Consider the following 26,841-nt stretch of genomic DNA (forward strand, 5'->3'; position numbering starts at 1 on the left):
AAATTCCTGAAATAAATTACTGGACGCGAATCCAGGTTTGGGTGCGGTAGAAGAACCCGATGTAGCCACGCATCTGGAGCTTCGCGCCACCCTCTATGGGCGTTACCGAAGCGCGGTACACCTTGCCGTTGTTGGGATCGAGGACGTTGCCGCCCTCCCACACATCCTTGCCTTCCGCCTTCTTGAGACCGCGCAGGATTTCCATGCCCTGGATGGGCTGGTCCTTGCGCTCGTCCTTGCATTCGACGCACTTTTCATCCTGCTTGCCCTTTTCCAGGATCTTCTCGACCCTGCCGGAAACGACCCCCGCGTTCTCCACGATGCGGATTTCGGATTTAGCAGAACCATCGTGGTCATCGATGGTCTTCCACAAACCCACGGGGGTCATCTGCGCCATGGCAGAAGCAGACGACGCGGCGATCAGGATGGCAATAGCTGAGCGAAACATAGGAACTCCTCTTTGTTATTAATCAGACAGGGAAGTCGCTCAACCCGGGGACTCCGGATCAGGCGAACACTGCGTCCGTATCCATCAGCACCTTGCTGCCGGCACGCGCAGTGCGCATCAATGTAGCCGTTTCCGGGAACAACTTGGCGAAATAGAAGCGCGCCGTCTGCAGCTTGGCCACGTAGAACGGATCGGTATTGCCGGCGGCGATTTCGCGCAGGGCCACCTGGGCCATGCGGGCGAAGAAGTAGCCGAACACCAGGTGACCGGCCACACGCAGGTAGTCCACCGCAGCCGCGCCTACTTCGTCGGGATTCTGGAAGCCCTTGAAGCCGATTTCGGTGGTGAACTTGGTCATCTGGTCACCCAGCACGGCGATGGGGTTGATGAACTCGGCCATCTTCTCGTTCACGCCCTCTTCGGCCACCAGTTGGCCCACCAGCTTGCCGAACTTGCGCAGCGTGGCGCCGGTGTTGCCCAGGATCTTGCGACCCAGCAGGTCCAGCGACTGGATGGTGTTGGTGCCTTCGTAGATCATGTTGATGCGGTTGTCGCGCACGAACTGCTCCATGCCCCACTCCTTGATGAAGCCGTGGCCGCCAAACACCTGCATGCAGGCATTGGTGGCGATGTGGCCGTTGTCGGTCAGGAAGGCCTTGGCGATGGGGGTGAGCATGGCCAGCATCTCGGCGGAGTCCTTGCGCACTTTTTCATCGGGATGGTGGTGCTCTTTTTCCAGCAACATGGCGCAGTAGGCCTGCAGGGCACGGCCGCCTTCGGCATAGGCCTTGGCGGTGAGCAGCATGCGGCGGACATCGGGGTGGACGATGATGGGGTCAGCCGGCTTGTCCTTGGCCTTGGGGCCGGTGAGGGAACGCATCTGGATACGGTCCTTGGCATAGGCCAGGGCGTTCTGGTACGCCACTTCCGTCAGGCCCAGGGACTGGTTGCCCACGCCCAGGCGGGCGGCGTTCATCATCACGAACATGCCCTGCATGCCCTTGTTGGGCTGGCCGACCATGGTGCCCACGGCGTCTTCCAGCACCATCTGGCAGGTGGCGCTGGCCTTGATGCCCATCTTGTGCTCCAGGCCGCCGCAATAGATGCCATTGCGCTTGCCCAGCGTGCCGTCCGCGTTGACCAGGAACTTGGGCACGATGAACAGGCTGACGCCCTTGATTCCGGGGGGCGCATCGGGCAGACGGGCCAACACCAGGTGGATGATGTTGTCGGTCATGTCATGCTCGCCGGCGCTGATGAAGATCTTGTTGCCGGTGATCTTGTAGGTGCCGTCGGCCTGGGGTTCGGCCTTGGTGCGCATCAGGCCCAGGTCGGTACCGCAATGGGGTTCGGTCAGGCACATGGAGCCAGTCCACTCACCAGAGGTCATCTTGTGCAGGTAGGTGGCTTTCTGCTCGGGCGTGCCGTGGGTTTCCAGGGCCGCGTAGGCGCCGTGGGTCAGGCCGGGGTACATGGTCCACGACTGGTTGGCGCTGTTGAGCATTTCATAGAACAGGCTGTTGACCACGAACGGCAGGCCCTGGCCGCCGTACTCGGGCTCGCAGCCCAGGGCCGCCCAGCCGCCTTCGACGTACTTGGCGTAGGCTTCCTTGAAGCCCTTGGGCGTGGTAACCGCGTGGGTGGTCTGGTCGATGGAGCACCCTTCGGCGTCACCGCTGATGTTCAGGGGGAAGGTCACTTCGGCCGCAAACTTGCCGCCTTCTTCGAGCACCGCGTTGATGGTGTCGGCATCGATGTCCGCGTGCTTGGGAATCTGCTTCAGGTCGGCAACGACGTTGAACACTTCGTGCATCACAAACTGCATGTCGCGCAGGGGAGGGGTATAGGTAGGCATGCGGAATTACTCCTAGGTAACAAAAAAGGAAGGGATTAAGGGGAAGGAACGCGTACACCGTAGCGCGCAAGGATGTTGGCAAAGCCCGTGTTGGCCCGCTCAATGGAACCGGGTTTCTGCAAGAAACGGGCCTCGTAGTGCAGGGCCAGAATCAGGCCATGGATCTCGAACGCGATCTGGTTTTCGTCCGCATCGGGCGGCAGATGGCCGCATTCCTTGGCGAGCACCACCGCGCGCAGCAGCGCGTTGAGCCAGGTCTGGACCGAAGAGACCAGGGCATCGCGCACCGGGCCGGGCCGGTCGTCGAAATCGACCGCGCCACTGATGAAAATGCAACCCGACTGGATTTCCACTGCCACCAGCTTCATCCAGTTGGAAAACAGGGCCTGCAGCCGGGGCAGACCGCGCGGCTCACGCAGCGCGACGGAAAAGACATCGCGCTCGAAGCGGTGGAAATACTCGTGCACCACCGAAATCTGCAGCTCGTCACGCGAGCCAAAATGGGCAAACACCCCCGACTTGCTCATGTGCGTGGCCTCTGCCAGCGCGCCAATGCTGAGGCCCTCCAGGCCGATCTGGGTGGCCAGGCCGAGCGCGGCGTCCACGATGGCCATCTTCGTCTGCTGGCCTTTTTGCAGCGCGCGCCCGGACCGTGCAGCAGACGGCTGGGTCTTGCGGATCAGCTTGGCCGAAAGGGATGCAAGGGACATAGGAGGAGTATGCCAAAAATAGAACGATCGTGCTATTTTGCAACATTTCCACCGACCACCGCCACTATTTTGGCGTTCTAGACGTATTTTTCTAACGAAAAGAAGGGTTTACCCCAGCAGCAGGTGCAGACTGGCGTCCAGATGCTCGGACGGCAGCCGCTTGTAGCCCGAACGCACAAAACGCTGCAGGCGACCGGCGACAAAGGCCGACAGCACCGAGGCCTGCACCTGCGCGTCCAGGGTCGGCGTGGCGGACACGGCGGCAGGGTCTTCGCTCCGCAGGCACTGACGGAACGTGGCTTCAATCTTGTCAAAGAACTGGTTCATGCGCTGCTGCAGGCGCTCGTTTTCGAACACCAGCGCATCTCCGACCATGACGCGCGCCATGCCCGGGTTTTTCTCGACGAACTGCACCAGCATGACCACGATGCGTGCTACCTGGCGCCGCCCGGCGTCCGGCGCCCCGCCAGACGGAGCGGCCTGCTCGCGTTCCACAATCTGGTTGACCAGCGAAAACACCGTCTGTTCGATGAATTCAATCAGGCCTTCGAACATTTGCGCCTTGCTGGCGAAATGCCGGTACAGGGCCGCCTCGCTTACCGCCAGGCGTCCTGCCAGTGCGGCGGTGGTGATGCGGTCGCCACCGGGCTGCTCCAGCATGCTGGCCAGCGCCTGCAGAATCTGGACCCGGCGCTCTCCGGGCTTGGGACGCTTGCGCACGACCGCGCCGGGCGCAGGCGAACTGGCCGCGTGGAACTCGCCGTCCTGGGAATCAGTGGAAGTAGTGAGGGCGTCTGGCATGGTGCACACAGCAGTTGTGCAATGATTCTCGCACAGCCGACGCCCGGCGCCCGGTGCCGGCGGCCCCGGGTGCGGCGGGTGGCCGGTTTCCGGCGAAAAAGGCATTCAATCGGGATAAAAACCCCGTGGAATCTGCGCAGACAGCTATGGAAACCATAGCATTCCTGCGCCCCGCCCTCAGTGGGACCGGATCATGGTGCCGAAAGCCTGCTCGGTCAGGATCTCCAGCAGCAGCACGTGCGGCACGCGCCCGTCGATGATGTGCACCGAGTTCACGCCGCTCTTGGCCGCGTCCAGCGCGCCGGCAATCTTGGGCAGCATGCCGCCAGAAATGGTGCCGTCGGCAAACAGCTCGTCGATGCGCCGTGCCGTGAGGTCGGTCAGCAGCTGGCCGGACTTGTCCAGCACGCCGCTGATGTTGGTCAGCATCATCAGTTTCTCGGCCTTGAGCACGGTGGCCAGCTTGGCGGCCACCACGTCGGCGTTGATGTTGTAGCTCTCGTTGTTGTCCCCAAAACCGATGGGGCTGACCACCGGAATGAAGGCATCGTCCTGCAGGGCCTTGACCACGGACGGGTCGACACTGACGATGTCGCCCACCTGGCCCACGTCGTGCTCCTTGGTGGGGTCGGCGTTGTCGAGCATCTTGAGCTTTTGCGCGCGGATCATGCCACCGTCGCGCCCGGTCAGGCCCACGGCCTTGCCGCCGGCGTGGTTGATCAGGCCCACGATGTCCTGCTGCACCTCGCCGGCCAGCACCCACTCCACCACCTCCATGGTCTCGGGGTCGGTCACACGCATGCCCTGGATGAACTCGCCCTTCTTGCCCAGGCGCTGCAACAGGCCTTCAATCTGCGGGCCGCCGCCATGCACCACCACCGGGTTGATGCCTACCAGTTTCAGCAGCACCACGTCCTCGGCAAAGGCCTTTTGCAGGGCCGGGTCGGTCATGGCGTTGCCGCCGTACTTGATGACCATGGTCTTGCCATGGAACTTGCGGATGTAGGGCAGCGCCTGCGCCAGGATCTCGGCCTTGTCGCGGGGGGCAATGGTGGATGCGTCAGTCATGGTGGATAGGTTCACGGGGTAATGCGTGAATTGTGCCGCATTGGACGGCCGCACTGTGGCTGTTCAGTGGGCCGCCGGCGCGCTCCGGTGCAACTTGCCGTAGGCGGTGAGCAGGCGCTGGTGCATGTCGCACTGGGCCAGGTCCAGCCCGAGCGATGGCTGGCCGAAAAACCGCCATGTGCCGCTGAGCAGTGCGCGGGCCTGATCCAACGTTTCCGCACCGTAGAGGCTTTGCAGTGCCAATGCGAAATGGGCACTGCCGTGGCCGGAATCGAGCTGCTGCAGGTTTTCGATGCAGCCGTACACCCGCAGCCGCTGGGCATTGATCTGTCCGAAGTGGCGCATCCACTCGCAGCCTTCGCTGATGGCCTGCTGGTCGCCGATGGCCAGTGCCAGCAGGGTTTTGAGCTCGCCCACCCGCAGGTCTTTCCAGAATGCGTCGTCACCGGGCGCCAGGCCAATCAGGGCCGCCACCAGGCGGTCTTCGGTCAGGCCGTTCTCGTTGAGCGTGTCCAGCAGATCGCGGCACTCCTCGTCGTCGAGATCGGCCAGATGGCAGATGGCCTCGCGGATGGGGTTGGCCACACTGTTGTTCTCCCACTCGAGCTCGTCCACGGGGTAGATCTCCGACATGCCGGGCACGATGATGCGGCAGGCGTAGACCCCCAGGTGGGTGAAGTCGGCCACATAGATGTCGTGACCCATGGCATGGATGGCGTCGACCAGCCAGGCGTAGTCCTCGGCGGTGGTGGTGCTGAAGTTCCAGTCGCAAAAGGCGAAATCGGGCTGGGCGCCCAGGAAATTCCAACTCAGGATGCCACTGGAATCCACAAAGTGGATTTCGATGTTGGGCGAACTGGCAATTTCTTCCAGGTCAAACCCCGGCGCCGGAAAGCCCTCCAGCGCGTCCAGCGCCCGCCCCTGCAGCAATTCGGTCAGCGCGCGCTCCAGTGCAATCTCGAAACGCGGGTGCGCCCCGAAACTGGAGAAGCAGCCCTGGTCCTTGGGGTTGAGCAGCGTCACGTTCATCACCGGGTACTTGCCGCCCAGCGACGCGTCTTTCACCAGGATGCCAAAGCCCGCATCGCGCAGGCCCTGGATGCCCCGGGCAATGCGCGGGTAGCGGTCGATGACGTCCTGCGGCACGTCCGGCAGGCATAGCCCTTCGCTGATGATGCGAAACTTGATGAAGCGCTCGAACACCTCGGACAGCGCCTGTGTGCGCGCCTCCGGCGGCGTGTTGCCGGCCGACATGCCGTTGCTGACATACAGGTTGCTGATGATGTTGACCGGGAAATAGGCCACGGCTGCATCGCGCAGGCGCACATACGGGATGGCACAAATGCCACGGTCACTGTGGCCGGAGTTGAAGTCCACCAGCGCGGCCGCATCGATGGTGCCCCGCGGGTTGTAAAACGCCTGCAGCTCGGGGGTCAGCAGACCGGACGGCCATTCGCCATTCTCGCCCGGCACAAACCAGGCTTCCTGTGGGTAGTGGACAAAGGGACGCTCTTCACTTTCGGCGTAGGCATAGCCGAGGTAGTAGTGGTTCCAGAAGTAGTTGCACGACAGGCGCTCGAAGAATTCCCCCAGGGCGCTGGCCAGAGCGGCCAGCCTGGAGGCACCCTTGCCATTGGTGAACATCAGGGGACAGTCCCGGTCGCGCACATGCACCGACCAGATACCGTCCACCGGGTTGAGCCACGAACGCTCCTCGACCTGGAACCCCAGAGCCCCCAGCCTGGCCTGCATGGTGCTGATGGAGGACTCAAGGGACGCGTCCTTGCCGACAATGAAGCTTTCTGCTTGCATGGAATTCCGGTCAGTGCCGAAAGGGGCCGGTTGTCGCTCAGTCATTCAGCAGGGACAGGTCGCGCACGGCGCCCTTGTCGGCCGACATCACCAGCTTGGCATAGGCCCTGAGGGCCGCCGAAACCCTGCGCTTGCGCGGCTGTGCGGGCTTCCAGCCCTTGGCATCCTGCTCGGCGCGGCGACGGGCCAGTTCCTCGTCGGACAGCAGCACATTGATGCTGCGGTTGGGAATGTCGATGCGGATGCGGTCGCCATTGCGCACCAGGCCGATCGCACCACCCGCAGCAGCCTCGGGCGAAGCGTGGCCGATGGACAGGCCCGAAGTGCCGCCGGAGAAGCGCCCGTCGGTCAACAGGGCGCAGGCTTTGCCCAGGCCCTTGGACTTGATGTAACTGGTGGGGTAGAGCATTTCCTGCATGCCGGGGCCACCCTTGGGGCCTTCGTAGCGAACGATAACGATATCGCCGGCCTTGACCTCGTCGGCCAGGATGTGGTCCACGGCTTCGTCCTGCGATTCGGTCACGTGGGCAGGGCCTTCGAACACCATCAGCTTGTCATCCACCCCGGCCGTCTTCACCACGCAGCCGTTGAGCGCGATGTTGCCGACCAGAACGGCCAGACCGCCTTCCTGCGAGAACGCGTGGTCAGCGCTGCGGATGCAGCCAGCGGCCCGGTCCAGATCCAGGCTGGGCCAGCGGGTGTTCTGGCTGAACGCCACCTGGGTGGGAATGCCAGCGGGGCCGGCCATGTAGAAGGTCTTGACCGCCTCGGATGGCTTGCGGGCAATGTCCCACTGGTCCAGCGCATCCTTCATGGTCTTGGCATGTACGGTGGGCGTGTCGGTGTGCAGCTTGCCGGCGCGATCGAGTTCGCCCAGGATGGCCATGATGCCGCCGGCGCGATGCACGTCTTCGATGTGGTACTTGTCGGTGTTGGGTGCAACCTTGCACAGCTGGGGCACGACGCGCGAGAGGCGGTCGATGTCGGCCATGGTGAAGTCGATTTCGGCCTCCTGCGCGATCGCCAGGATGTGCAGGATGGTGTTGGTGGAGCCGCCCATGGCGATGTCCAATGTCATGGCGTTCTCGAACGCCTTGAAGCCCATGGAGCGCGGCAGCACACTGCTGTCTTCCTGCTCGTAGTAACGCTTGCACAGGTCGACCACCAGGCGGCCGGCACGCTTGAACAACTGCTCGCGGTCGGCGTGCGTGGCCACCACGGTGCCGTTGCCGGGCAGGGATAGTCCCAGGGCCTCGGTCAGGCAGTTCATGGAGTTGGCGGTGAACATGCCGGAACACGAGCCGCAGGTCGGGCAGGCGTTGCGCTCGACCTCGGCCACGTCGGCGTCGGACGCCGAATCGTCTGCAGCCATCACCATGGCGTCAATCAGATCGAGCTTCTTGAACTCCAGCTTGTGCGTGGTGGGGTTGGCCAGCTGGACCTTGCCGGCTTCCATGGGGCCACCGGAGACAAACACCACCGGAATATTGACGCGCATGGCCGCCATGAGCATGCCGGGGGTGATCTTGTCGCAGTTGGAGATGCACACCATGGCGTCGGCACAGTGGGCGTTGACCATGTATTCCACCGAATCGGCAATGATGTCGCGGCTGGGCAGTGAGTACAGCATGCCGTCATGGCCCATGGCAATGCCATCATCCACCGCTATGGTGTTGAATTCCTTGGCCACGCCGCCAGCGGCTTCAATCTCGCGCGCCACCAACTGACCCAGGTCCTTCAGGTGCACGTGGCCCGGCACGAACTGGGTGAACGAGTTCACCACGGCGATGATGGGTTTCTGGAAATCGTCGTCCTTCATGCCAGTCGCGCGCCACAGGGAACGCGCACCTGCCATGTTGCGGCCGGCGGTGGAGGTCTTGGAACGGTAAACAGGCATACAAACTCTCTTGGACGGTTCAATCTAGGGAATCCCGGGCGGCGCACTGACACGCCCTGGCGCTTCACAGCCCCCATTGTCGCCTACCGTGAGCGACCCGCCGGGCGTCAGGGTGAAGCCCGGCGCAGCCGGACATGCCGAGCCGTCAGACCCGTCCCCGGCCGCGATCGATACCCGTGGCCGCGAAGGCCTATGGGGCCTTGACGGCCAACACCGGGCAGGAAACTGACAGCAGGATTTCCTGGGCGATGCTGCCCATGATGAGCTTGCCTACCGGAGAGCGTTTTCTCAAGCCAATGATCAGCACGTAGGGGTTCAGGGACTCGGCCAGGGCCTCGATTTCCTCTACGGCATTCTTGCCGCGACCATACTGCTTGAATTCCGCATCCAGGCCGGCTTCCTTCAGCAGCTTCTCGATGCGCTCTACGTCCTGCACGCTGGCCATGGCCGCTTCGTCCTTGCTGCCACCGGAGGTGGCATTGACCACCAGCAGACGTTCCTTGCGGCGTTTCGCGATTTCAATCCCCTTGTCCAGGGCGGCCTGGCCTTCGGGACGCGGTGCATAGGCTACGAGAATGGTCATGCGTTCTTTCCTTGGGTTGTTTGCGGGGGTGCGCCGGGGTTGAGTGAGCCTACCAAAACGCGCATCCAGGGTCAAATGTATGCCGACGCTCGCCCCCCACCTGTCCCCTGCGCGCTAGTCGGCCACATACGGATTGGTTTTCCGCTCCCATCCAAACGTACTCTCCGGACCGTGCCCCGGAATGAAAACCGTGTCATCGCCCATGGGCCACAGGCGGTTCCTGATACTCGCGACCAAAGTGGCATGGTCTCCCTGCGGAAAGTCCGTGCGGCCAATGGACCCCGCAAACAGCACATCCCCCACAAAAGCGCGGTGGGCTTCGCTCGAATGGAATACCACATGGCCGGGCGTATGCCCCGGACAATGGCGCACTTCCAAATGGCTGCGCCCCACCGACACGGTATCGCCATCGTGCAGCCAGCGGGTTGGCGTAAACACCTCGGCATGGGAAAAACCAAACCGTTGCGCCTGCTGTGGCAGGCCGTCAATCCAGAAGCGGTCACCCTCATGCGGCCCCACGATGGGCAGCGCCAAGCGCCGCGCCAGTTCGGCCGCACCACCGGCGTGGTCGATGTGTGCGTGCGTGAGCCAGATTTGCTCCAGTGTGAGTCCGAGCCGGTCAACCTCGGCTTGCACGCGATCCAGATCACCACCTGGATCAATGACCGCGGCCTGCAGGGTCTGGTCGCACCAGACCACGGTACAGTTTTGACTGAAGGGTGTTACGGGGATGGTGCGGTATTGCAGCATGTCAATTATTTCCAGATCCGATTGAGCAATCCGGCGAGTCGGGAACCTGCCTGCACGAGACGCTGCTCCACCACCGGCGTGAACCGCCTGATGTAGTCTACCCCCACCCGTCTCGGCGGGTAGAAGCCAGACATCCCCACGATCCGGCAGGATTCCTGCGCCGCCTCGGCGGCCGTCCACTGGGTGTCGGCGACCGGTGGAAGCTGGGATGACAAGCGGGCGGTCAGGGCGGCCACGTCCTCGTTGAGTGCGTAGAGCAGCCCGGAGTCCCAAAATGCATGCAGATTGCTGCCCCGCATGAAGACCTGCAACTGGTAGGTGTTGGCGCCCCGGTCGTCACGGTATCCGGCGTGCAGAGGCTGGTGCACGTCTCCCACCAGATGCACGAGGTACTTCAGGGCAGCAAGGCGGCTCGCGTCGGACGTATCGGCCTGCAGGACGGCCGTCTGCTGCGCGATCGCTTCCACCACGCAGGCACCATCCGGGCAGTCGCGGTGCGCACTGTAGACACAGACGTGGCGTGGAAAATTCACGTAGTGCCACGCCGCCGTTTCTGCACTGCGGTACTCGTCGGCCCAGTTGGCGACCGATGCCAGAGTCGCGCCCGGCTCCGCGGCCAGCAGCCGGGCAACCTCTTTGCGCGCAGCCGGAGTGAGCTGTTGCTCGGCAAGGCTGGCGATGATCCGGTGCCCCTGCGGTCCCCAGGCCAGCGCCACGCCGCTGCCAGCCCACACCAGCAGACCCAGCACCCCCTGCAGGGCCACTGCGGCAGCCTGTCGGTAAAGCGTCATGCGCGGGCCGGTCTCGGACACGGGATCACGCGGCGGTACCCGGGGCCACGATGGCCGGCAGATAGCCCTCACAGAACTCGGGTGGCATGCGACGCGGCCGCCCGGTGCGCAACTCGACACACACCAGATCCCACCGTCCGCGCAAAACCGTGGCGCCATCGCGGTTGCGCTGGATCTGGAATCCCCGCCGCATCGTCAGCTTGCCATCACTGTCGAGCAGCCATGTAGCCAGAGTGAGTTCGTCCTGCAATACCGTCGGGAGCAGGTAGTCGTATTCGCTGCGACGAATGACCATGGCGCGGTCCAGGCGCTGGTAGTCCGCCAGACGCAAGCCCAAAGCCTCTGAATGGGCCCAACCCACCCGCTCGCACCACTGGATGTACACCGCATTGTTGGTGTGATTGAAATGGTCAATGTCACCGCTCAACGGCGTCACAGGCAGCGTAAACGGGTCGGGAAAATCCCAGGTCATAGATCTGAAGCGGCTAAAAGCCCGATTATGCGATGCACACATGCAATGCCCGCCACGGGTAAGCTGAGACCCGCGCAGTGCTTTTATGATTGCGCCAACACCTCAAAGAACACACCATGAAGGCCATACCTCCTGCCAGCGCGCCCGACGATGCCGCACAAGTGCTGCGGCAATTTCGCAGTGTCTTCAAGGCGGTCCGCACCCACTTCCGCCAGGTGGAGAAGGAAGCGGGCCTGGGTGGTGCCCAGGTTTGGGCACTGAGTCTGATCCAGAGTACGCCGGGGATAGGCGTCAACGACATCGCCGCAGGCATGGACATCCACCAGTCCACGGCCAGCAACCTGGTCAAGGCACTGCTGAAAAAGGACATGATCACGGTATCCAAGTCGCCCGGCGATAAGCGCGCCGTTGAGCTGCGCCTCACCGCCGAGGGCCGAAAGATTTTCAAGAAGGTTCAGGGCCCCTATGAAGGGGTTCTGCCGGGCGCCCTGGCCCGGCTGGATGCAGCCACCCTTGCGCGCCTGAGTGCGGATCTGCACAAGCTGACCCAGGAGCTGCAGGTCGACGACTCCGCTGCAGGCACCCCGTTGGCCAGCCTTTAGTCAGGCCGCAGCAGGCTCCAATTCAAGCCTGAAGGTGCTGCACGGGCACATGCCGCGCAGGCGCAAACTACATCACGCCCCAGCATGGCCAGACAACAAAAAAGGCTCACCGAAGTGAGCCTTAGCTGTCGTGGAATACCACGTTTTGTTGGTTGCGGAGGCTAGATTTGAACTAACGACCTTTGGGTTATGAGCCCAACGAGCTACCAGGCTGCTCCACTCCGCGTCAAGCTTTAAATTATAACCTATTTATGCGGTCGGTGCATCTTCTGCAGCTTCAACAGCAGCAGGACGATCCACCAACTCGACCAAAGCCATGGGCGCGTTGTCGCCCACGCGGAAACCCATCTTCAGAATACGGGTGTAACCACCAGGACGCGCATTGAAACGTGGGCCCAGGTCATTGAACAACTTGGTCACGCTGTCGCGGTCGCGCAGGCGGTCAAACGCCAGGCGGCGGTTTGCCACGGTGGCTTCCTTTGCCAAGGTGATCATCGGCTCGATGACGCGACGCAGTTCTTTTGCCTTGGGCACCGTGGTCTTGATGACTTCGTGCTCAATGAGCGAATTCATCATGTTGCGCAGCATCGCCAAACGGTGCGAGCTGGTGCGATTGAGTTTACGTAGTCCGTGTCCGTGACGCATGGTAGATTTCCTTAGTTATAAACAGGCAGCCGTATCAGGTACTGCCCTTGGCACGGAACCCCGAAGGGTTCAAAAATTAACGCTTTTCGAGCGCAGCAGGTGGCCAGCTTTCGAGCTTCATGCCCAAAGTCAGACCACGGGAAGCCAGCACTTCCTTGATTTCATTGAGCGACTTGCGACCCAGGTTCGGGGTCTTGAGCAACTCGTTTTCGGTGCGCTGAATCAGATCACCGATGTAGTAAATGTTTTCCGCCTTCAGGCAGTTGGCCGAACGCACGGTCAACTCCAGCTCGTCCACAGGACGCAGCAGAATCGGATCGAATTGCGTATTGCCGCGCGGTGCGGGCGCATCAAATGCCGCCAGTTCGCTGCCTTCCAGCTGGGCAAACACGGCCAGCTGTTCCACCAGGATCTTCGCCGAGGCGCGCACGGCGTCTTCAGCAGACACTGCGCCGTTGGTTTCAATCTCAACGACCAGCTTGTCCAGATCGGTACGCTGCTCGACACGCGCACTTTCCACAGTGTAACTCACGCGCTTGACCGGCGAGAACGAAGCGTCCAGCACGATACGGCCAATGGACTTGTTGGGCTCGTCAGCATGGCGACGCATGGTTCCTGGCACATAGCCACGACCCTTTTCAACCTTGATTTGCATGTCCAGCTTGCCGCCGTGCGACAAATTGGCAATGACATGACCCGGGTTGATGATTTCAACGTCGTGCGGGGTCTGGATGTCAGCCGCCGTAACAACGCCTTCCACATCCTTGCGCAAACTCAATGTCACTTCATCGCGGTTGTGCAACTTGAATACCACGCCCTTCAAATTCAGAAGAATGTTGACCACATCTTCCTGGACGCCGTCAATGGACGAGTACTCATGCAATACGCCCGCAATCGTCACTTCCGTTGCCGCGAAACCCGGCATGGACGAGAGCAACACGCGACGCAATGCGTTGCCTAAAGTGTGACCATAGCCACGCTCAAAAGGCTCCAACGCAACTTTGGCGCGATTGGGGCCCAGTTGTTCTACGCTGATGGACTTGGGTTTAAGCAAACTATTTTGCATGCAGACTTCCTCTCAATACCCCCGACTCGTTACGTCGGTAAGGCTGGTGAAGCACCTCGGCCGCAGTGCCCCGCAGCCAAGGAACGATTTCAACGACTCAAACCGGATTAGCGCGAGTACAACTCAACGATCAACGATTCATTGATGTCTGCGCCGAACTGGTCGCGATCCGGCACGGATTTGAACGTGCCTTCGGCTTTGTCGACGCTCACCTCAACCCAGGCCGGCATGCCGACTTGCTGGGCCAGTTGCAGTGCTTCCACCACGCGGTTCTGCTTCTTGGACTTTTCACGGACTGCCACCACATCGCCGGCCTTGACCAGGTACGACGGAATGTTGACGGAGCTGCCGTTCACGGTAATGGCCTTGTGAGAAACCATTTGACGGGCCTCTGCGCGCGTGGAGCCGAAGCCCATACGGTAGACTACATTGTCCAAGCGGGACTCCAGCAGGGACAACAGATTGGCGCCGGTATTGCCCTTGCGACGGTCTGCTTCCTCGAAATAGCGGCGGAACTGGCGTTCCAGAATGCCGTACATGCGCTTGACTTTTTGCTTTTCGCGCAACTGCAGACCGTAGTCCGATGTACGGGTACCCGAAGTGCGACCGTGCTGGCCGGGCTTGGAGTCGAATTTGGCCTTGTCACCGATGGAGCGACGGGCGCTCTTCAGGAACAGGTCGGTGCCTTCACGGCGGGAGAGTTTGGCCTTGGGGCCGAGGTAGCGTGCCACTTGAACTTCCTTTATGTCATCTGCCGCACGGAAATGCGGGAGCCATCAGCGGCTGCTGATGGCGGTGGGCTTGTTGAAAAATTAGATACGGCGACGTTTTTGCGGACGGCAACCGTTGTGCGGAACTGGGGTGACATCGGCAATCATGTTGATGCGGATGCCCAGTGCAGCCAGAGCGCGGACCGACGACTCGCGACCAGGACCGGGGCCCTTGATTTCGACGTCGAGGTTCTTGATGCCCTGTTCCAAGGCAGCGCGACCGGCAACTTCGGAGGCAACCTGGGCTGCAAACGGAGTGGACTTACGCGAACCTTTGAAACCTTGACCACCCGACGATGCCCAGGACAAGGCATTGCCCTGGCGGTCGGTGATGGTGATGATGGTGTTATTGAACGAAGCATGAACGTGCGCAATGCCGTCAGCAACATTCTTGCGGACTTTCTTGCGGACGCGCTGGGCGGCGTTATTGGCGGGAGCTTTTGCCATGGTGGTTTCTCAATCCCTGTTATTTCTTCAATGACGCAGCAGCCTTACGCGGGCCTTTGCGGGTACGGGCGTTCGTGCGGGTACGCTGACCACGCATCGGCAAGCCGCGGCGGTGACGGAATCCGCGGTAGCATCCAATGTCCATCAATCGCTTGATGTTCATCGTCGTTTCACGACGCAAATCACCCTCGATTGTAAACTGGGCGATCTGATCACGGATTTTCTCCAGATCACCGTCGGTCAAGTCCTTGACCTTCTTGGAATAAGCAATGCCACAGGCTTCGCAAATTTTGCGAGCGCGGGTGCGACCGATACCGAAAATGGCAGTCAAGCCAATTTCAGAATGCTGTTGCGGCGGAATATTGATGCCAGCGATACGTGCCATTTTCGTCCTCTAAAACTCTTGCAATTAACCCTGCCGCTGCTTGTGGCGCGGATCCGTACAGATCACACGAACAACACCCTTGCGACGGATGATTTTGCAGTTACGGCAAATTTTTTTGACCGAAGCCGAAACTTTCATTTTTGCTCTCCTAAAACTCTTCGCTCGTTCCGACTTTGAATCGCGCGGAACCTGCGCTCAATTACTTAGCTCTAAACACAATCCGCGCACGACTCAGGTCATACGGGGTCAGCTCAACGGTAACCTTGTCACCCGGCAATATCCGGATGTAATGCATCCGCATCTTCCCGGAAATATGACCCAACACTACATGGCCATTTTCCAGCTTCACACGAAAAGTCGCGTTCGGCAGGTTTTCAACCACTTCTCCCTGCATCTGAATTACATCGTCTTTAGACATTTGTATTCACTATCTCAAGAAGCTTTAAAGTTCGCCTTCTTCAACAAGGATTCGTACTGCTGCGACATCATGTAATTCTGAACCTGGGCCATGAAATCCATGGTCACCACCACAATGATCAGAAGCGAGGTGCCGCCAAAATAAAACGGCACGTTGTACTTCAAGATCAGGAACTCGGGCAACAGACACACGAACGTGATGTAGATTGCACCCGCAAGCGTCAGGCGAAGCAGGATTTTATCAATATGCTTTGCCGTCTGGTCTCCTGGCCGAATGCCAGGAATGAACGCACCGCTCTTCTTCAGGTTGTCTGCTGTTTCGCGGCTGTTGAACACCAGGGCCGTGTAGAAAAAGCAGAAGAAAACAATGGCGGCAGCGTACAGCATGACGTAGATCGGCTGGCCGGGGCTCAACGTGCTGGCAATGTCCTTCAACCAGCGCATTGAATCACCCGAGCTAAACCAGTTGGCAACCGTTGCCGGCAACAAAATGATCGACGACGCGAAGATCGGGGGAATCACACCCGCCATGTTGAGCTTCAACGGCAGGTGGGAAGACTGCCCACCATATACCTTGTTACCCACCTGGCGACGCGCATAGTTCACCAGAATCTTGCGCTGACCACGTTCCACGAACACCACAAAATACGTTACCAGGGCCACCAGCACCACTACCAGCAACGCAACAATAATGCTCATTGCACCGGTGCGCACCAGCTCCAGCAAACCGCCAATGGCCGTGGGCAGTCCGGCAGCAATGCCGCCGAAAATCAGAATCGAAATTCCGTTGCCCAAGCCGCGCTCGGTAATCTGTTCACCCAGCCACATCAGGAACATGGTCCCTGCCGTCAACGTAACCACCGATGTCAACCGGAAGCCAAAACCGGGGGCAATCACCAGTCCCGCAGACGATTCCAGCGCCATGGCGATGCCCAGCGACTGGAACAATGCCAGCCCCAGCGTGCCGTAGCGGGTGTACTGCGTGATCTTGCGCCGCCCTGCCTCGCCTTCCTTCTTCAATTGCTCGAAAGTCGGCAAGACATAGGTCAGCAGTTGCATGATGATCGAAGCCGAGATATACGGCATGATCCCCAACGCAAAGACCGTGAACCGGGACAAGGCACCACCCGAGAACATGTTGAACAGGCTCAGGATGCCGCCTTGCTGACCCTTGAACAATTGCTGCAACTGCGCAGGATCAATGCCCGGCACCGGTATGTGCGCGCCAACGCGGTACACCACCAGCGCGAGCAACAAAAACACGAGCCGGCGACGCAAATCACCGAACTTCCCCGTCTTTGCAATTTGTGCTGCGTTAGTTGCCACTTGTTTCTCTTTCAGCTTGTGAATCAGGCGACGCTACCACCGGCCGCTTCAATCGCAGCTTTGGCACCCGCTGTGGCACCAATACCGGTGAGCTTGACTGCCTTGGCAATCGTTCCGGTGTTGATGACCTTCACAACCTTGGCCAATTGACCCACCATGCCAGCTTGCTTGAGCGTCAGCAGATCCACTTCGGGCAAGCCCAGTGCGTCCAGCGTCGTCAGCGTGACTTCGGTATTGAATTTCAGCAACTGCGACTTGAAGCCGCGCTTGGGCAAACGGCGATGCATGGGCATCTGACCGCCTTCAAAACCAACCTTGTGGTAGCCGCCAGCGCGGGACTTCTGACCCTTGTGGCCACGGCCCGCGGTCTTGCCGAGACCCGATCCGATACCGCGACCAACGCGACGCTTGGCGTGCTTGGCACCGTCAGCAGGCTTAATGCTATTGAGTTCCATCATCAACTCCTTAGAGCACTCTGACCAGGTAACTGATCTTGTTAATCATGCCGCGCACTTCGGGCGTGTCCACCAGCTCGCTGGTGCTGCGAAGTTTGCGCAAACCCAGGCCACGCACGGTGGCGCGGTGGGATTCCTTGCAACCAATTGGACTGCGGACCAACTGGATTTTTACGGTTTGTTGTGTAGTCATTTGCAAGTCTCCGATCAAACGAAGATCTCTTCAACGGTCTTGCCGCGCTTGGCTGCAACTTCCGAAGGAGTCGTAGACACCGACAGCGCATCCAAAGTGGCGCGAACCATGTTGTAGGGATTGGACGAACCATGGCTCTTGGCCACGATATCGGTGATACCCACCACCTCAAAAACTGCGCGCATAGGACCGCCAGCAATGATGCCGGTACCCTTGGGAGCAGGAGCCATCATGACGTTGGCGGCACCGTGGTGACCATTCACCTGGTGGTGGATGGAACCATTCTTGAGCGACACCTTGATCATGTTGCGACGCGCTTCTTCCATGGCCTTCTGCACTGCTGCAGGAACTTCCTTGGATTTGCCCTTGCCCATGCCAATGCGACCTTCGCCGTCACCCACCACGGTCAGTGCAGCAAAACCGAGGATACGGCCGCCCTTAACCACTTTGGTGACGCGATTGATCGCGATCATCTTCTCGCGCAGGCCGTCCTCAGGCCCTTCAGCCTTACCCTGCATTTTCGCTTGAACTTTAGCCATCTTTATTTCCGATCTGCTTAGAACTGCAAGCCAGCTTCACGTGCCGCATCAGCCAGCGCCTTGACGCGGCCATGGTACGCAAAACCTGCACGATCAAACGCAACTTTCTCGACACCAACCGCCTTGGCCTTCTCTGCCAGACGCTTGCCAATGATTTGGGCAGCAGCGACATTGCCGCCTTTGCCTGCACCGCCCAAGGACTTGCGCACTTCGGCCTCGGCCGTGGATGCGGTTGCCAGCACCTTGCCACCGTCGCCAGAGATAACACTGGCGTAGATGTGCAGGTTGGTGCGGTTTACCGTCAAACGGGCAACGCCCTGGTTTGCGATCCGGATGCGGGTCTGACGGGCTCTGCGAAGACGCTGCTCTTTTTTGGTCAACATGTTGCAGCTCCTTATTTCTTCTTGGTTTCTTTGATTGTGATCTTCTCGTCCGCGTAGCGGATGCCCTTGCCCTTGTAGGGCTCTGGCGGACGAACGGCACGAATCTCAGCAGCCACTTGGCCTACGCGCTGACGGTCTGCGCCCTTGATCACGATCTCAGTCGGCGTTGGCGTTGCAACTGCAATGCCAGCAGGCATGTCAATATTGACCGGATGCGAGTAGCCAACAGCCAGATTCAGCTTGGCACCCGTAGCCTGGGCCTTGTAACCCACGCCAATCAGGCTGAGCTTCTTCTCGAAACCCTTGGTGACACCCACAACCATGTTGTTGACCAACTGGCGCATGGTGCCGGACATGGCATCGGCTTCACGGGAATCATTGGCGGGCTGGAAGCTCAGCTTGCCAGCTTCGCTCACCACGTTCACCAGGGCATTCACTGTCAGCTGCAAAGCACCACCGGAACCCTTGACACTAATATGATTGTCTTTGATCGACACATCCACGCCAGCTGGAACAGCAACGGGGAGTTTACCTACACGGGACATTTTTAATTTCTCCTCAATGTAGTGTTAAGCGACGTAGCACAGGACTTCGCCACCGACACCGGTAGCGCGCGCCTTGCGATCAGTCATGACGCCCTTGGGCGTGGTCACGATCGCAACACCCAGTCCGTTCTGGACCTGGGGAATTGCATCGCTACCGCGGTAGACGCGCAGGCCAGGACGGCTCACGCGCTCAATGCGTTCGATGACCGGGCGGCCAGCGTAGTACTTCAAGGCAATTTCCAGCTCGGACTTGCCGCCGGCCGTAGAAACCTTGAAACCATCAATATAGCCTTCGTCTTTCAACACTTGGGCAATGGCAACCTTCACTTTGGAAGAAGGCACAGACACGGTGGTCTTGGCCACCATTTGTGCGTTGCGAATGCGTGTCAACAAGTCAGCGATGGGATCACTCATGCTCATGTTTAGTTCTCCTGTCGCTTACCAGCTGGCCTTGACGATGCCGGGGATTTCCCCTGCAAAGGCCATTTCACGAATCTTGGCGCGACCGAGGCCGAAATGCTGGAACGTGCCACGGGGGCGTCCAGTAATGGCGCAACGGTTGCGTTGGCGGGTTGGGTTGGCATTGCGTGGGAGCTTCTGCAGACCCAGACGGGCGGCAGCACGCTCTTCGTCGGTGCGCTTGGCGTCACCGGCAATTGCCTTCAGTTCAGCGTACTTCTTGGCGTACTTAGCAGCCAACTTGTCGCGCTTGAGCTCGCGCTCGATTAAAGCCATTTTAGCCACAGGTCACCTCAGTTCTTGAACGGGAAACGGAAACCAGCGAGGAGCGCCTTGCACTCTTCATCGGTCTTTGCCGTCGTGGTGATGCTGATATTGAGGCCGCGCAAGGCATCCACCTTGTCATATTCAATCTCAGGGAAAATGATCTGCTCTTTAACGCCGATGTTGTAGTTGCCACGACCATCGAACGAACGACCAGAAATACCACGGAAGTCACGCACACGGGGCAGGGCCACGGTCACGAAGCGATCCAGGAATTCGTACATCTGAACGCCACGCAGGGTAACCATGCAGCCAATCGCCTGATTCTCGCGAATCTTGAAACCAGCGATAGCTTTCTTGGACAGGGTGACGACAGGCTTCTGGCCAGCAATCTTGGTCAGGTCGCTCACAGCGTGGTCCATGACCTTTTTGTCAGCCACGGCCTCGCTCACACCCATGTTCAAGGTGATCTTGGTGAGGCGCGGAACCTGCATTGCAGAGGTGTAGCCAAACTTGGCCATCAACTCGGGCGCCAGTTTTTCGCGGTAGTGTTGTTGCAGACGAGCCATGCTTATGCCACCTTGATTTCTTCGCCGCTCGACTTGTAAACGCGAGTGCGCGTACCGTCAGCCAGCACCTTGATACCAACACGATCAGCCTTACCAGTTGCGGCATTGAAAATGGCCACATTGGACTGGTGAATGGGCATGGTCTTTTCAACGATGCCGCCGGTCGTACCCTTCATGGGGTTTGGCTTGGTGTGTTTTTTCACCAAGTTGACACCATCGACCACCAGATGGGAGTCGTCCTTGCGCAGAGACACCGTCCCGCGCTTACCCTTATCGCGTCCCGCGATAACGATGACTTGGTCGCCTTTGCGAATCTTGTTCATGGCGTGTCCTTACAAAACTTCAGGGGCCAGGGACACGATCTTCATGAACTTTTCCGTACGCAATTCACGCGTGACAGGTCCAAAGATACGGGTGCCGATAGGCTCCAACTTGGCATTCAGCAACACTGCCGCATTGCCGTCGAACTTCACCAAGGAACCGTCGCCACGGCGAATGCCCTTGGCCGTGCGAACCACAACCGCGCTGTAAACCTCGCCTTTTTTGACGCGGCCACGGGGAGCAGCTTCCTTGATGCTAACTTTGATGATGTCGCCAACGCTTGCATAGCGACGCTTAGAACCACCCAGCACCTTGATGCACAGGACGGACTTAGCGCCGGTATTGTCGGCAACTTCCAATCGAGATTCAGTCTGGATCATTTCAATATTCCCAACTTGCACCAGGAGCAGCACCCGCCGAGAGTCCGGCAAATACCAACACCAGGTCAGTCTTGGGCCCGCTGTTTGCGACATGAACCACTCACATCGCATCCATTTGGGCAGAAACTTCGTACTTTTACAAGCGAAGCCCGCTAGTATGCCAGCGTTTCCAGGCCCCGTCAACACTTTTTGTAGGCGCCTGTGCAAATAGTTGCCCCGGGCACCCCGCGCACGCCTGGCGACCCTGCGACAATGGCGCCCCGGGGATGCCACGGCATGGACCCCGGACTACAGAGGACTACATGATGAGCGTGAATGAGCGCATTGCCTTCATTGGCGGCGGGAACATGGCCAGTGCCATTATCAGCGGCCTGGTCAAACAGGGCTTCCCGGTCGACCACATCGACGTCGTGGAACCGTTTACCGAGACCCGGGAGCGGCTTGCGGCCCAGTTTGGCATTGCCGCACAGCCCGAGGCCGGCCCCTTTTTGAGCCGGGCGTCTCTCGTGCTGTGGGCGGTCAAGCCGCAATCCTTTCACGAGGCGGCTCTGCAGGTCAAAGCCTATACGGCCGACGCCCTGCACCTGAGTGTTGCCGCCGGCATCCGCTCCGACAGCATCGCCCGCTGGCTGGGCAGCGAACGCGTCATCCGGGCCATGCCCAATACGCCCGCCCTCATTGGCAAGGGCATCACGGCCCTCTATGCCCGGCCCGCGGTCAACGAAGCCGGTCGCCACCAGGCCGAACGCGTGATCGGCACCACTGGCGAGTTCCTGTGGCTGCGCGGCGAAGAGCAGCTCGACGCCGTGACTGCGCTCTCCGGTTCGGGCCCCGCCTACATGTTCTATTTCATGGAAGCCATGGCGACCGCCGGCGCCGAAATGGGCCTGGACCGGGAACAGGCCTACCAGCTGGCCGTAGCCACCTTCATTGGCGCCGGCGAATTGGCCCGCTCGTCGGACGAACCCCCGGAGATCTTGCGCCAGCGGGTCACGTCCAAGGGCGGCACCACCTACGCCGCCATCACGTCCATGGAACACGATGACATGAAGGCCCGCTTCATCCGTGCCATGCAGGCGGCGCAGCAGCGCGCCCGCGAACTGGGTGACGAATTCGGCGCGCAATAAGCCCTGGCGCTACGATGCGCGCCAGAAACCGGGCCTGCCGTAGTGTTCTTTGAGGAAGTCAATCCACAGGCGCACCCGCAACGGCAGGTGCTTGCGCTGCGGAAATACGGCGTAGATGCCATTGGGCGGCGCGGCAAAGTCCTCCAGCACCGGCACCAGCGCCCCGGCGGCAATTTCCGCCTCCACCTCCCAGGTGCTGCGCCAGGCAATGCCAAAACCCGCCAGGCACCAGTCGTGCAACACCTGGCCGTCCGAGCAATCCATGGGCCCAGCGGGCTTGAGGTGGACCACTTCCGCCCCCTGGTTTTTGCGGACGTTGAACGCCCAACCCCGGGTCTGCGAGGCATCGCTGGAGAGAGTCAGGCAGTGGAAACGTGCCAGCTCACTGGGATGCTGCGGCGTGCCGTGGCGTGCCAGGTAAGCCGGGGTCGCCACGCACAGGCGCCGGTTGTCGGCCAGCCGCACGCTCACAAGGGAAGAATCCGGCATGTCACCCACCCGCACGGCGCAGTCATAGCCTTCGCCGGCAATATCCACCACCCGGTCGCTCAGGTTGAGGGAGATGGTCACCTCCGGATGCAGTTCGCGGAACCGGGGGATCAGCGGCGCCACCAGCCGACGACCGAAACCGGCCGGCGCCGTGATGCGCAAGTGCCCGCTGGCCTTGACGCCCCCGGCACTCACACTGGCTTCGGCATTGGCCAGATCCGCCAGCAGGCGCTGGCAATCCTCCAGAAACGCGCTGCCCTCATGGGTCAGGGTGAGGCGCCGCGTGGTCCGCAGCAGGAGCTTGACGCCCAGGCGCTCTTCCAGGGCGTCCAGCCGGCGCCCCATGATGGCGGGCGCCACGCCCTCGGCGTGGGCCGCCGCTGTCAGGCTGCCCCGCGTGACCACCGATACAAACGACTCCAGTTGCTTGAGCTTGTCCATGCGGGCAGATTACACGCATGAAAGTCACAAGTACAGACAAAACTCTCCTAATTACCCCAATATTCCGGCTTCCTGCAGGTCGGCTATGGCCTTGGCGCTGTAGCCCAGACTGTGCAACAGCGCGCTGCCGTGTTCTCCCAGCCGGGGCGGGTTCTGGCGCACGCCTAGCCGCTCGCCATTGAGGGTGAGCGGCAACAGGGGCACCACCGTTTCCCGGCCATCGGGCAGGGTCATGGGCGCCAGGCCGCCGGTCTGGCGCAGGTGCGGATCCTCAAACAGGTGCTGCGGATCGGTGATGGGGGCAAACGGCAAACCATGGACCTCGAACACGGAGGCCAGTTCCGCGGCCGTGTGCGAGGCCAGCCGCTCGCGCAGCAACGGGATCAGCCAGTCGCGCGCCCGCACGCGGTCGTTGTTGCTGGCCAGGCGCACGTCCTGCTGCAAGTCGGCAAAGCCAAAGGCCTGGCAAAACGTGCCCCATTGGGTGTCGCCCACCACGGCCAGAAAGATCTGCCCGCCGTCGCGGACACTGAACACATCGTAAATGCCCCAGGGCGAAATCTTCTGCGGCATGGGCGCGGCGGCCTGGCCCGTCACGGCGAACTGCATCATGTGCTGGGCCACCAGGAACACATTGTTCTCGTACAGGGCCGACTGCACCTCCTGCCCTCTGCCGGTCTGCTGGCGCTGCATCAGCGCGGCCATGGCGCCGATGGCACCAAACATGCCGCCCATGATGTCGTTCACGCTGGAGCCGGCCCGCAACGGGTCGCCAAGGCGCCCGGTCATGTAGGCCAGCCCACCCATCATCTGCACCACCTCATCCAGCGCCGTTCGGTGGTCGTAGGGGCCGGGCAGGAAACCCTTGTGGCTCACGTAGATCAGGCGTGGGTCCAGCTTGGAGAGCGTGGCGTAGTCCAGCCCGAGCTTCTGCATGGTCTCGGTCTTAAAGTTCTCGCTCACCACGTCGGCGGTGGCTATGAGCTTCAGGACCACCTCGCGGCCCTGGACGCTCTTCATGTCCACTGCGATGCTTTTCTTGTTGCGGTTGAACAGGGGGTAGAAACCGGCCCCGCTGCCCAGCAGCTTGCGCGTGCTGTCGCCGGCCAGCGGCTCGACCTTGATGACCTCCGCCCCCAGATCGCCCAGCACCATGCCACAGGTCGGCCCCATGACCATGTGGGTGAATTCCACGACCCGGATGCCGTGCAGGGGCAGGTTTGAGGGCTTATCCATGGCGACCTGCATTACATGTAAAAAAGTCACGAATAGATTGATGTTTTTCCATATAGTTTTATATAAAGTATGTAATACAGTACGCTTGTAGCTTGGCCCATCCTGTGTGCGTTGCATGCAGGGCGCGGCTTGCGTCCGATTTTTATCCCGTTTTCAGCATCGTTCATTGGAAAGGTTCCCTATGGCCACAGCATCCACTCCCCGCACCCAGGCACACCGCCTGCAGGTCGCTACGGTTCTGCACCGTTTCATCGAAGACCAGGTGCTGCCAGGCACTGGCGTGACCCCGGCCACGTTCTGGGCCGGCTTTGATGCGATTGTGGCCGACCTCGCCCCCAAGAACGCCGCCCTGCTGGCCGAGCGCGACCGCCTGCAGACCGAGCTCGATACCTGGCACAAGGCCAACCCCGGCCCCATCGCCAACATGCCCGCCTACCGCGCCTTCCTGGAGAAGATTGGCTACCTGGTGCCCAACCCCTCCAAGCTCAAGATCACCACCACCAACGTGGACAGCGAGCTGGCCAAGCAGGCCGGCCCCCAGCTGGTGGTGCCCATCATGAACGCCCGCTACGCCCTGAACGCCGCCAACGCCCGCTGGGGCTCGCTGTACGACGCGCTGTATGGCACGGACGTGATTTCCGAAGAAAAAGGCTGCGAAAAAGTCGGCCCCAAGGGCTACAACCCCAAGCGCGGCCGCCAGGTCATTGCCTACGCACGCCACGTGCTGGACCGCACCGCCCCCCTGAAGAAGGGTTCGCACGTCGGCTCGCAAGGCTACGCCGTCAAGGGCGGTGACCTGGTCGTGACGCTGAAGGACGGCACCACCTCCAAGCTGGCCGACAAGGCCCAGTTCATCGGCTTCCAGGGCGAGGCCAAGGCCCCCAGCAGCGTGCTGCTGCAGCACAACGGCCTGCACCTGGACATCATCATCAACCGCGCCACCCCCATCGGCAAGAGCGATGCCGCCGGCGTGAGCGACCTGGTCATCGAAGCAGCCCTGTCCACCATCCTGGATCTGGAAGACTCCGTGGCCGCCGTGGATGCCGACGACAAGGTGCTGGCCTACAGCAACTGGCTGGGCATCCTGAACGGCACCCTGGTCGAGTCCTTTGAGAAGGGTGGCAAGACCCTGACCCGCGGCCTCAACGCCGACCGCGTGTACACCGGCCCCGATGGCAAGAAGAAGGTCACCCTGCATGGCCGCAGCCTCATGTTCGTGCGCAACGTGGGCCACCTGATGACCAACCCGGCCGTCCTGTACACCGCCGCCGACGGCAGCGTGAAGGAAATCCCCGAAGGCATTCTGGACGCCGTGGTCACCACCACCATCGCCATGCATGACCTCAAGCGCACCAAGCAGGACGGCATCCGCAACTCACGCAAGGGCTCGGTCTACATCGTCAAGCCCAAGATGCATGGCCCGGCAGAAGCCGCCTTTGCCGCCGAACTGTTCACCCGCGTCGAGAAGATGCTGGGCCTGCCCGACAGCACCGTCAAGCTCGGCATCATGGACGAAGAGCGCCGCACCTCGGTGAACCTGAAGGCCTGTATCGCCGCCGCTTCCAGCCGCGTGGCCTTCATCAATACCGGCTTCCTGGACCGCACCGGCGACGAGATGCACACCGCCATGCAGGCCGGCCCCATGATCCGCAAGGGCGACATGAAGACCAGCGCCTGGATTGCGGCGTACGAGAAGAACAACGTGCTGGTGGGCCTGTCCAGCGGCCTGCGCGGCAAGGCCCAGATCGGCAAGGGCATGTGGGCCGCCCCCGACCTGATGGCTGAGATGATGAAGCAGAAGATCGGTCACCCCAAGGCCGGCGCCAACACCGCCTGGGTTCCCAATCCCACCGGCGCCACGCTGCACGCCCTGCACTACCACCAGGTGCTCGTCAGCGACGTGCAGAAGGAACTGGAAAAGACCAACTACAACAAGGAACGCGACGCCATCCTGAACAACCTGCTGCAGGTTCCCGTCACCGCCACGCCCAACTGGAGCGCTGCCGAGAAGCAGGCCGAGCTGGACAACAACGCCCAGGGCATCCTGGGCTACGTGGTGCGCTGGATCGACCAGGGCGTGGGCTGCTCCAAGGTGCCTGACATCAACAACATCGGCCTGATGGAAGACCGCGCCACGCTGCGCATCTCCAGCCAGCACATGGCCAACTGGCTGCACCACGGCGTGGTGACCAAGGCCCAGGTGGAAGAGACCTTCCAGCGCATGGCCGCCGTGGTGGACAAGCAGAACGCCGGCGACAAGCTGTACAAGAAAATGGCCGGCAACTTTGCCACCAGCATGGCCTACAAGGCCGCGACCGATCTGGTGTTCAAGGGCCTGGCGCAACCCAGCGGCTACACCGAGCCGCTGCTGCACGCCTGGCGTCTGAAGGTGAAGGCGGCAGCGTAAGCGGGCAGGACGCAGACTGCTCCTGATTCAGGAGCAGTCTGCGCAATCCACACGGTGTTTACAGGCCAATTTGGCTTGCAATTCCAGCAATGAAAACGGGGCCCTCACATGCCCGCGTAGTTGGGCCCGCCGCCGCCCTCGGGCGTGACCCACACGATATTCTGCGTCGGGTCCTTGATGTCGCACGT

General features: G+C 60.9%; 35 protein-coding genes and 1 tRNA gene. 3 read left to right on the forward strand and 33 right to left on the reverse strand.

Features of this window, described 5'->3' with window-relative positions; translation table 11 throughout:
* Positions 1 to 16 precede the first annotated feature (16 nt).
* The 11 genes from AC1Q5W_RS15420 to AC1Q5W_RS15470 form a co-directional block, all read right to left on the reverse strand.
* Positions 17 to 448, reverse strand: a complete 432-nt coding sequence (locus AC1Q5W_RS15420) for a DUF2147 domain-containing protein (protein WP_492644234.1) — start codon at positions 446 to 448, stop codon at positions 17 to 19.
* Between the two features lie 58 nt (positions 449 to 506).
* Positions 507 to 2,303 carry an acyl-CoA dehydrogenase C-terminal domain-containing protein gene (locus AC1Q5W_RS15425; RefSeq protein WP_492644235.1) on the reverse strand — a complete coding sequence of 599 codons (1,797 nt, stop codon included), beginning with the start codon at positions 2,301 to 2,303 and terminating at the stop codon, positions 507 to 509.
* Between the two features lie 35 nt (positions 2,304 to 2,338).
* Positions 2,339 to 3,013 carry a TetR/AcrR family transcriptional regulator gene (locus AC1Q5W_RS15430; protein WP_492644236.1) on the reverse strand — a complete coding sequence of 225 codons (675 nt, stop codon included), beginning with the start codon at positions 3,011 to 3,013 and terminating at the stop codon, positions 2,339 to 2,341.
* Between the two features lie 108 nt (positions 3,014 to 3,121).
* Entirely contained in the window at positions 3,122 to 3,814 is a 693-nt protein-coding gene (slmA, locus tag AC1Q5W_RS15435; RefSeq protein ID WP_492644237.1) for a nucleoid occlusion factor SlmA, read from the reverse strand.
* A 177-nt stretch (positions 3,815 to 3,991) separates the two neighbouring features.
* Positions 3,992 to 4,882 (reverse strand): acetylglutamate kinase, encoded by an 891-nt coding sequence (gene argB, locus AC1Q5W_RS15440; RefSeq protein WP_492644238.1) that lies wholly within the window; start codon positions 4,880 to 4,882, stop codon positions 3,992 to 3,994.
* 63 nt (positions 4,883 to 4,945) lie between these two features.
* Positions 4,946 to 6,694 carry a 30S ribosomal protein S12 methylthiotransferase accessory factor YcaO gene (gene ycaO, locus AC1Q5W_RS15445; protein ID WP_492644239.1) on the reverse strand — a complete coding sequence of 583 codons (1,749 nt, stop codon included), beginning with the start codon at positions 6,692 to 6,694 and terminating at the stop codon, positions 4,946 to 4,948.
* A 37-nt stretch (positions 6,695 to 6,731) separates the two neighbouring features.
* A complete protein-coding gene (gene ilvD / locus AC1Q5W_RS15450; protein ID WP_492644240.1) occupies positions 6,732 to 8,591 on the reverse strand; it encodes a dihydroxy-acid dehydratase in 1,860 nt (619 codons plus the stop codon).
* Between the two features lie 190 nt (positions 8,592 to 8,781).
* On the reverse strand, positions 8,782 to 9,174 hold the full coding sequence (locus AC1Q5W_RS15455) for a universal stress protein (protein ID WP_492644241.1): 393 nt from the start codon (positions 9,172 to 9,174) through the stop codon (positions 8,782 to 8,784).
* 114 nt (positions 9,175 to 9,288) lie between these two features.
* Entirely contained in the window at positions 9,289 to 9,924 is a 636-nt protein-coding gene (locus tag AC1Q5W_RS15460; protein ID WP_492644242.1) for an MBL fold metallo-hydrolase, read from the reverse strand.
* 5 nt (positions 9,925 to 9,929) lie between these two features.
* On the reverse strand, positions 9,930 to 10,736 hold the full coding sequence (locus AC1Q5W_RS15465) for a S1/P1 nuclease (RefSeq protein ID WP_492644243.1): 807 nt from the start codon (positions 10,734 to 10,736) through the stop codon (positions 9,930 to 9,932).
* A gap of 4 nt (positions 10,737 to 10,740) precedes the next feature.
* Positions 10,741 to 11,187, reverse strand: coding sequence for an acyl-CoA thioesterase (locus AC1Q5W_RS15470; protein ID WP_492644244.1), 447 nt, complete (start codon positions 11,185 to 11,187; stop codon positions 10,741 to 10,743).
* A 116-nt stretch (positions 11,188 to 11,303) separates the two neighbouring features.
* On the opposite strand from AC1Q5W_RS15470, the gene AC1Q5W_RS15475 reads away from it, so the two are divergent.
* Positions 11,304 to 11,789, forward strand: coding sequence for a MarR family winged helix-turn-helix transcriptional regulator (locus AC1Q5W_RS15475; RefSeq protein WP_492644245.1), 486 nt, complete (start codon positions 11,304 to 11,306; stop codon positions 11,787 to 11,789).
* A gap of 149 nt (positions 11,790 to 11,938) precedes the next feature.
* Here the strand turns inward: AC1Q5W_RS15475 and AC1Q5W_RS15480 are convergent.
* From AC1Q5W_RS15480 to rplN, 19 genes are all read right to left on the reverse strand, one after another.
* Positions 11,939 to 12,015: transfer RNA gene (locus AC1Q5W_RS15480), tRNA-Met, on the reverse strand.
* A gap of 23 nt (positions 12,016 to 12,038) precedes the next feature.
* On the reverse strand, positions 12,039 to 12,434 hold the full coding sequence (gene rplQ / locus AC1Q5W_RS15485; RefSeq protein ID WP_492644246.1) for a 50S ribosomal protein L17: 396 nt from the start codon (positions 12,432 to 12,434) through the stop codon (positions 12,039 to 12,041).
* A 76-nt stretch (positions 12,435 to 12,510) separates the two neighbouring features.
* Positions 12,511 to 13,500, reverse strand: a complete 990-nt coding sequence (locus AC1Q5W_RS15490; RefSeq protein WP_492644247.1) for a DNA-directed RNA polymerase subunit alpha — start codon at positions 13,498 to 13,500, stop codon at positions 12,511 to 12,513.
* Positions 13,501 to 13,607: 107 nt separating this feature from the next.
* Positions 13,608 to 14,231, reverse strand: a complete 624-nt coding sequence (rpsD, locus tag AC1Q5W_RS15495; RefSeq protein ID WP_492644248.1) for a 30S ribosomal protein S4 — start codon at positions 14,229 to 14,231, stop codon at positions 13,608 to 13,610.
* 81 nt (positions 14,232 to 14,312) lie between these two features.
* Positions 14,313 to 14,717 (reverse strand): 30S ribosomal protein S11, encoded by a 405-nt coding sequence (rpsK, locus tag AC1Q5W_RS15500; RefSeq protein WP_029706489.1) that lies wholly within the window; start codon positions 14,715 to 14,717, stop codon positions 14,313 to 14,315.
* 19 nt (positions 14,718 to 14,736) lie between these two features.
* Positions 14,737 to 15,102, reverse strand: a complete 366-nt coding sequence (gene rpsM, locus AC1Q5W_RS15505; RefSeq protein ID WP_296697827.1) for a 30S ribosomal protein S13 — start codon at positions 15,100 to 15,102, stop codon at positions 14,737 to 14,739.
* 24 nt (positions 15,103 to 15,126) lie between these two features.
* Positions 15,127 to 15,240: a 50S ribosomal protein L36 gene (gene rpmJ, locus AC1Q5W_RS15510; protein WP_012348927.1), complete on the reverse strand. Its 114-nt coding sequence runs from the start codon at positions 15,238 to 15,240 to the stop codon at positions 15,127 to 15,129.
* Positions 15,241 to 15,301: 61 nt separating this feature from the next.
* Positions 15,302 to 15,520 carry a translation initiation factor IF-1 gene (gene infA / locus AC1Q5W_RS15515; protein ID WP_007869286.1) on the reverse strand — a complete coding sequence of 73 codons (219 nt, stop codon included), beginning with the start codon at positions 15,518 to 15,520 and terminating at the stop codon, positions 15,302 to 15,304.
* A 14-nt stretch (positions 15,521 to 15,534) separates the two neighbouring features.
* Positions 15,535 to 16,845, reverse strand: a complete 1,311-nt coding sequence (gene secY / locus AC1Q5W_RS15520) for a preprotein translocase subunit SecY (protein WP_492644249.1) — start codon at positions 16,843 to 16,845, stop codon at positions 15,535 to 15,537.
* Between the two features lie 23 nt (positions 16,846 to 16,868).
* Positions 16,869 to 17,300, reverse strand: a complete 432-nt coding sequence (rplO, locus tag AC1Q5W_RS15525) for a 50S ribosomal protein L15 (protein WP_492644250.1) — start codon at positions 17,298 to 17,300, stop codon at positions 16,869 to 16,871.
* A 10-nt stretch (positions 17,301 to 17,310) separates the two neighbouring features.
* The gene (gene rpmD / locus AC1Q5W_RS15530; RefSeq protein ID WP_492644251.1) at positions 17,311 to 17,493 is read right to left on the reverse strand and encodes a 50S ribosomal protein L30; all 183 of its coding nucleotides are present in this window, start codon (positions 17,491 to 17,493) and stop codon (positions 17,311 to 17,313) included.
* Between the two features lie 14 nt (positions 17,494 to 17,507).
* On the reverse strand, positions 17,508 to 18,032 hold the full coding sequence (rpsE, locus tag AC1Q5W_RS15535) for a 30S ribosomal protein S5 (RefSeq protein ID WP_492644252.1): 525 nt from the start codon (positions 18,030 to 18,032) through the stop codon (positions 17,508 to 17,510).
* Positions 18,033 to 18,049: 17 nt separating this feature from the next.
* The gene (gene rplR / locus AC1Q5W_RS15540; protein ID WP_492644253.1) at positions 18,050 to 18,415 is read right to left on the reverse strand and encodes a 50S ribosomal protein L18; all 366 of its coding nucleotides are present in this window, start codon (positions 18,413 to 18,415) and stop codon (positions 18,050 to 18,052) included.
* Positions 18,416 to 18,426: 11 nt separating this feature from the next.
* Complete coding sequence (rplF, locus tag AC1Q5W_RS15545) at positions 18,427 to 18,960, reverse strand: 50S ribosomal protein L6 (RefSeq protein ID WP_492644254.1); 534 nt, start codon at positions 18,958 to 18,960, stop codon at positions 18,427 to 18,429.
* 24 nt (positions 18,961 to 18,984) lie between these two features.
* Positions 18,985 to 19,380 carry a 30S ribosomal protein S8 gene (gene rpsH / locus AC1Q5W_RS15550; RefSeq protein ID WP_492644255.1) on the reverse strand — a complete coding sequence of 132 codons (396 nt, stop codon included), beginning with the start codon at positions 19,378 to 19,380 and terminating at the stop codon, positions 18,985 to 18,987.
* 18 nt (positions 19,381 to 19,398) lie between these two features.
* Positions 19,399 to 19,704 (reverse strand): 30S ribosomal protein S14, encoded by a 306-nt coding sequence (gene rpsN, locus AC1Q5W_RS15555; RefSeq protein WP_492644256.1) that lies wholly within the window; start codon positions 19,702 to 19,704, stop codon positions 19,399 to 19,401.
* Positions 19,705 to 19,712: 8 nt separating this feature from the next.
* A complete protein-coding gene (gene rplE / locus AC1Q5W_RS15560; protein ID WP_492644257.1) occupies positions 19,713 to 20,252 on the reverse strand; it encodes a 50S ribosomal protein L5 in 540 nt (179 codons plus the stop codon).
* A 2-nt stretch (positions 20,253 to 20,254) separates the two neighbouring features.
* Positions 20,255 to 20,575: a 50S ribosomal protein L24 gene (gene rplX, locus AC1Q5W_RS15565; RefSeq protein ID WP_492644258.1), complete on the reverse strand. Its 321-nt coding sequence runs from the start codon at positions 20,573 to 20,575 to the stop codon at positions 20,255 to 20,257.
* Positions 20,576 to 20,584: 9 nt separating this feature from the next.
* Positions 20,585 to 20,953 (reverse strand): 50S ribosomal protein L14, encoded by a 369-nt coding sequence (gene rplN / locus AC1Q5W_RS15570; protein WP_007861702.1) that lies wholly within the window; start codon positions 20,951 to 20,953, stop codon positions 20,585 to 20,587.
* Between the two features lie 302 nt (positions 20,954 to 21,255).
* Here rplN and proC point away from each other — a divergent pair, with 302 nt between their 5' ends.
* Positions 21,256 to 22,080, forward strand: coding sequence for a pyrroline-5-carboxylate reductase (gene proC, locus AC1Q5W_RS15575; RefSeq protein ID WP_492644259.1), 825 nt, complete (start codon positions 21,256 to 21,258; stop codon positions 22,078 to 22,080).
* Between the two features lie 9 nt (positions 22,081 to 22,089).
* On the opposite strand, the gene AC1Q5W_RS15580 is transcribed toward proC, so the two are convergent.
* Both AC1Q5W_RS15580 and AC1Q5W_RS15585 read right to left on the reverse strand, forming a co-directional pair.
* Positions 22,090 to 23,010, reverse strand: a complete 921-nt coding sequence (locus AC1Q5W_RS15580) for a LysR family transcriptional regulator (protein WP_492644260.1) — start codon at positions 23,008 to 23,010, stop codon at positions 22,090 to 22,092.
* Positions 23,011 to 23,061: 51 nt separating this feature from the next.
* A complete protein-coding gene (locus tag AC1Q5W_RS15585; RefSeq protein WP_492644261.1) occupies positions 23,062 to 24,246 on the reverse strand; it encodes a CaiB/BaiF CoA transferase family protein in 1,185 nt (394 codons plus the stop codon).
* A gap of 181 nt (positions 24,247 to 24,427) precedes the next feature.
* On the opposite strand from AC1Q5W_RS15585, the gene AC1Q5W_RS15590 reads away from it, so the two are divergent.
* The gene (locus AC1Q5W_RS15590; RefSeq protein WP_492644262.1) at positions 24,428 to 26,653 is read left to right on the forward strand and encodes a malate synthase G; all 2,226 of its coding nucleotides are present in this window, start codon (positions 24,428 to 24,430) and stop codon (positions 26,651 to 26,653) included.
* A 104-nt stretch (positions 26,654 to 26,757) separates the two neighbouring features.
* Here AC1Q5W_RS15590 and AC1Q5W_RS15595 read toward each other — a convergent pair.
* Positions 26,758 to 26,841 (reverse strand): 4Fe-4S dicluster domain-containing protein (locus AC1Q5W_RS15595; RefSeq protein ID WP_422554908.1); only part of this gene is annotated, 84 nt, incomplete at its 5' end.

This window comes from Rhodoferax sp. MLSD5-FHT05B10 (assembly GCF_058793415.1).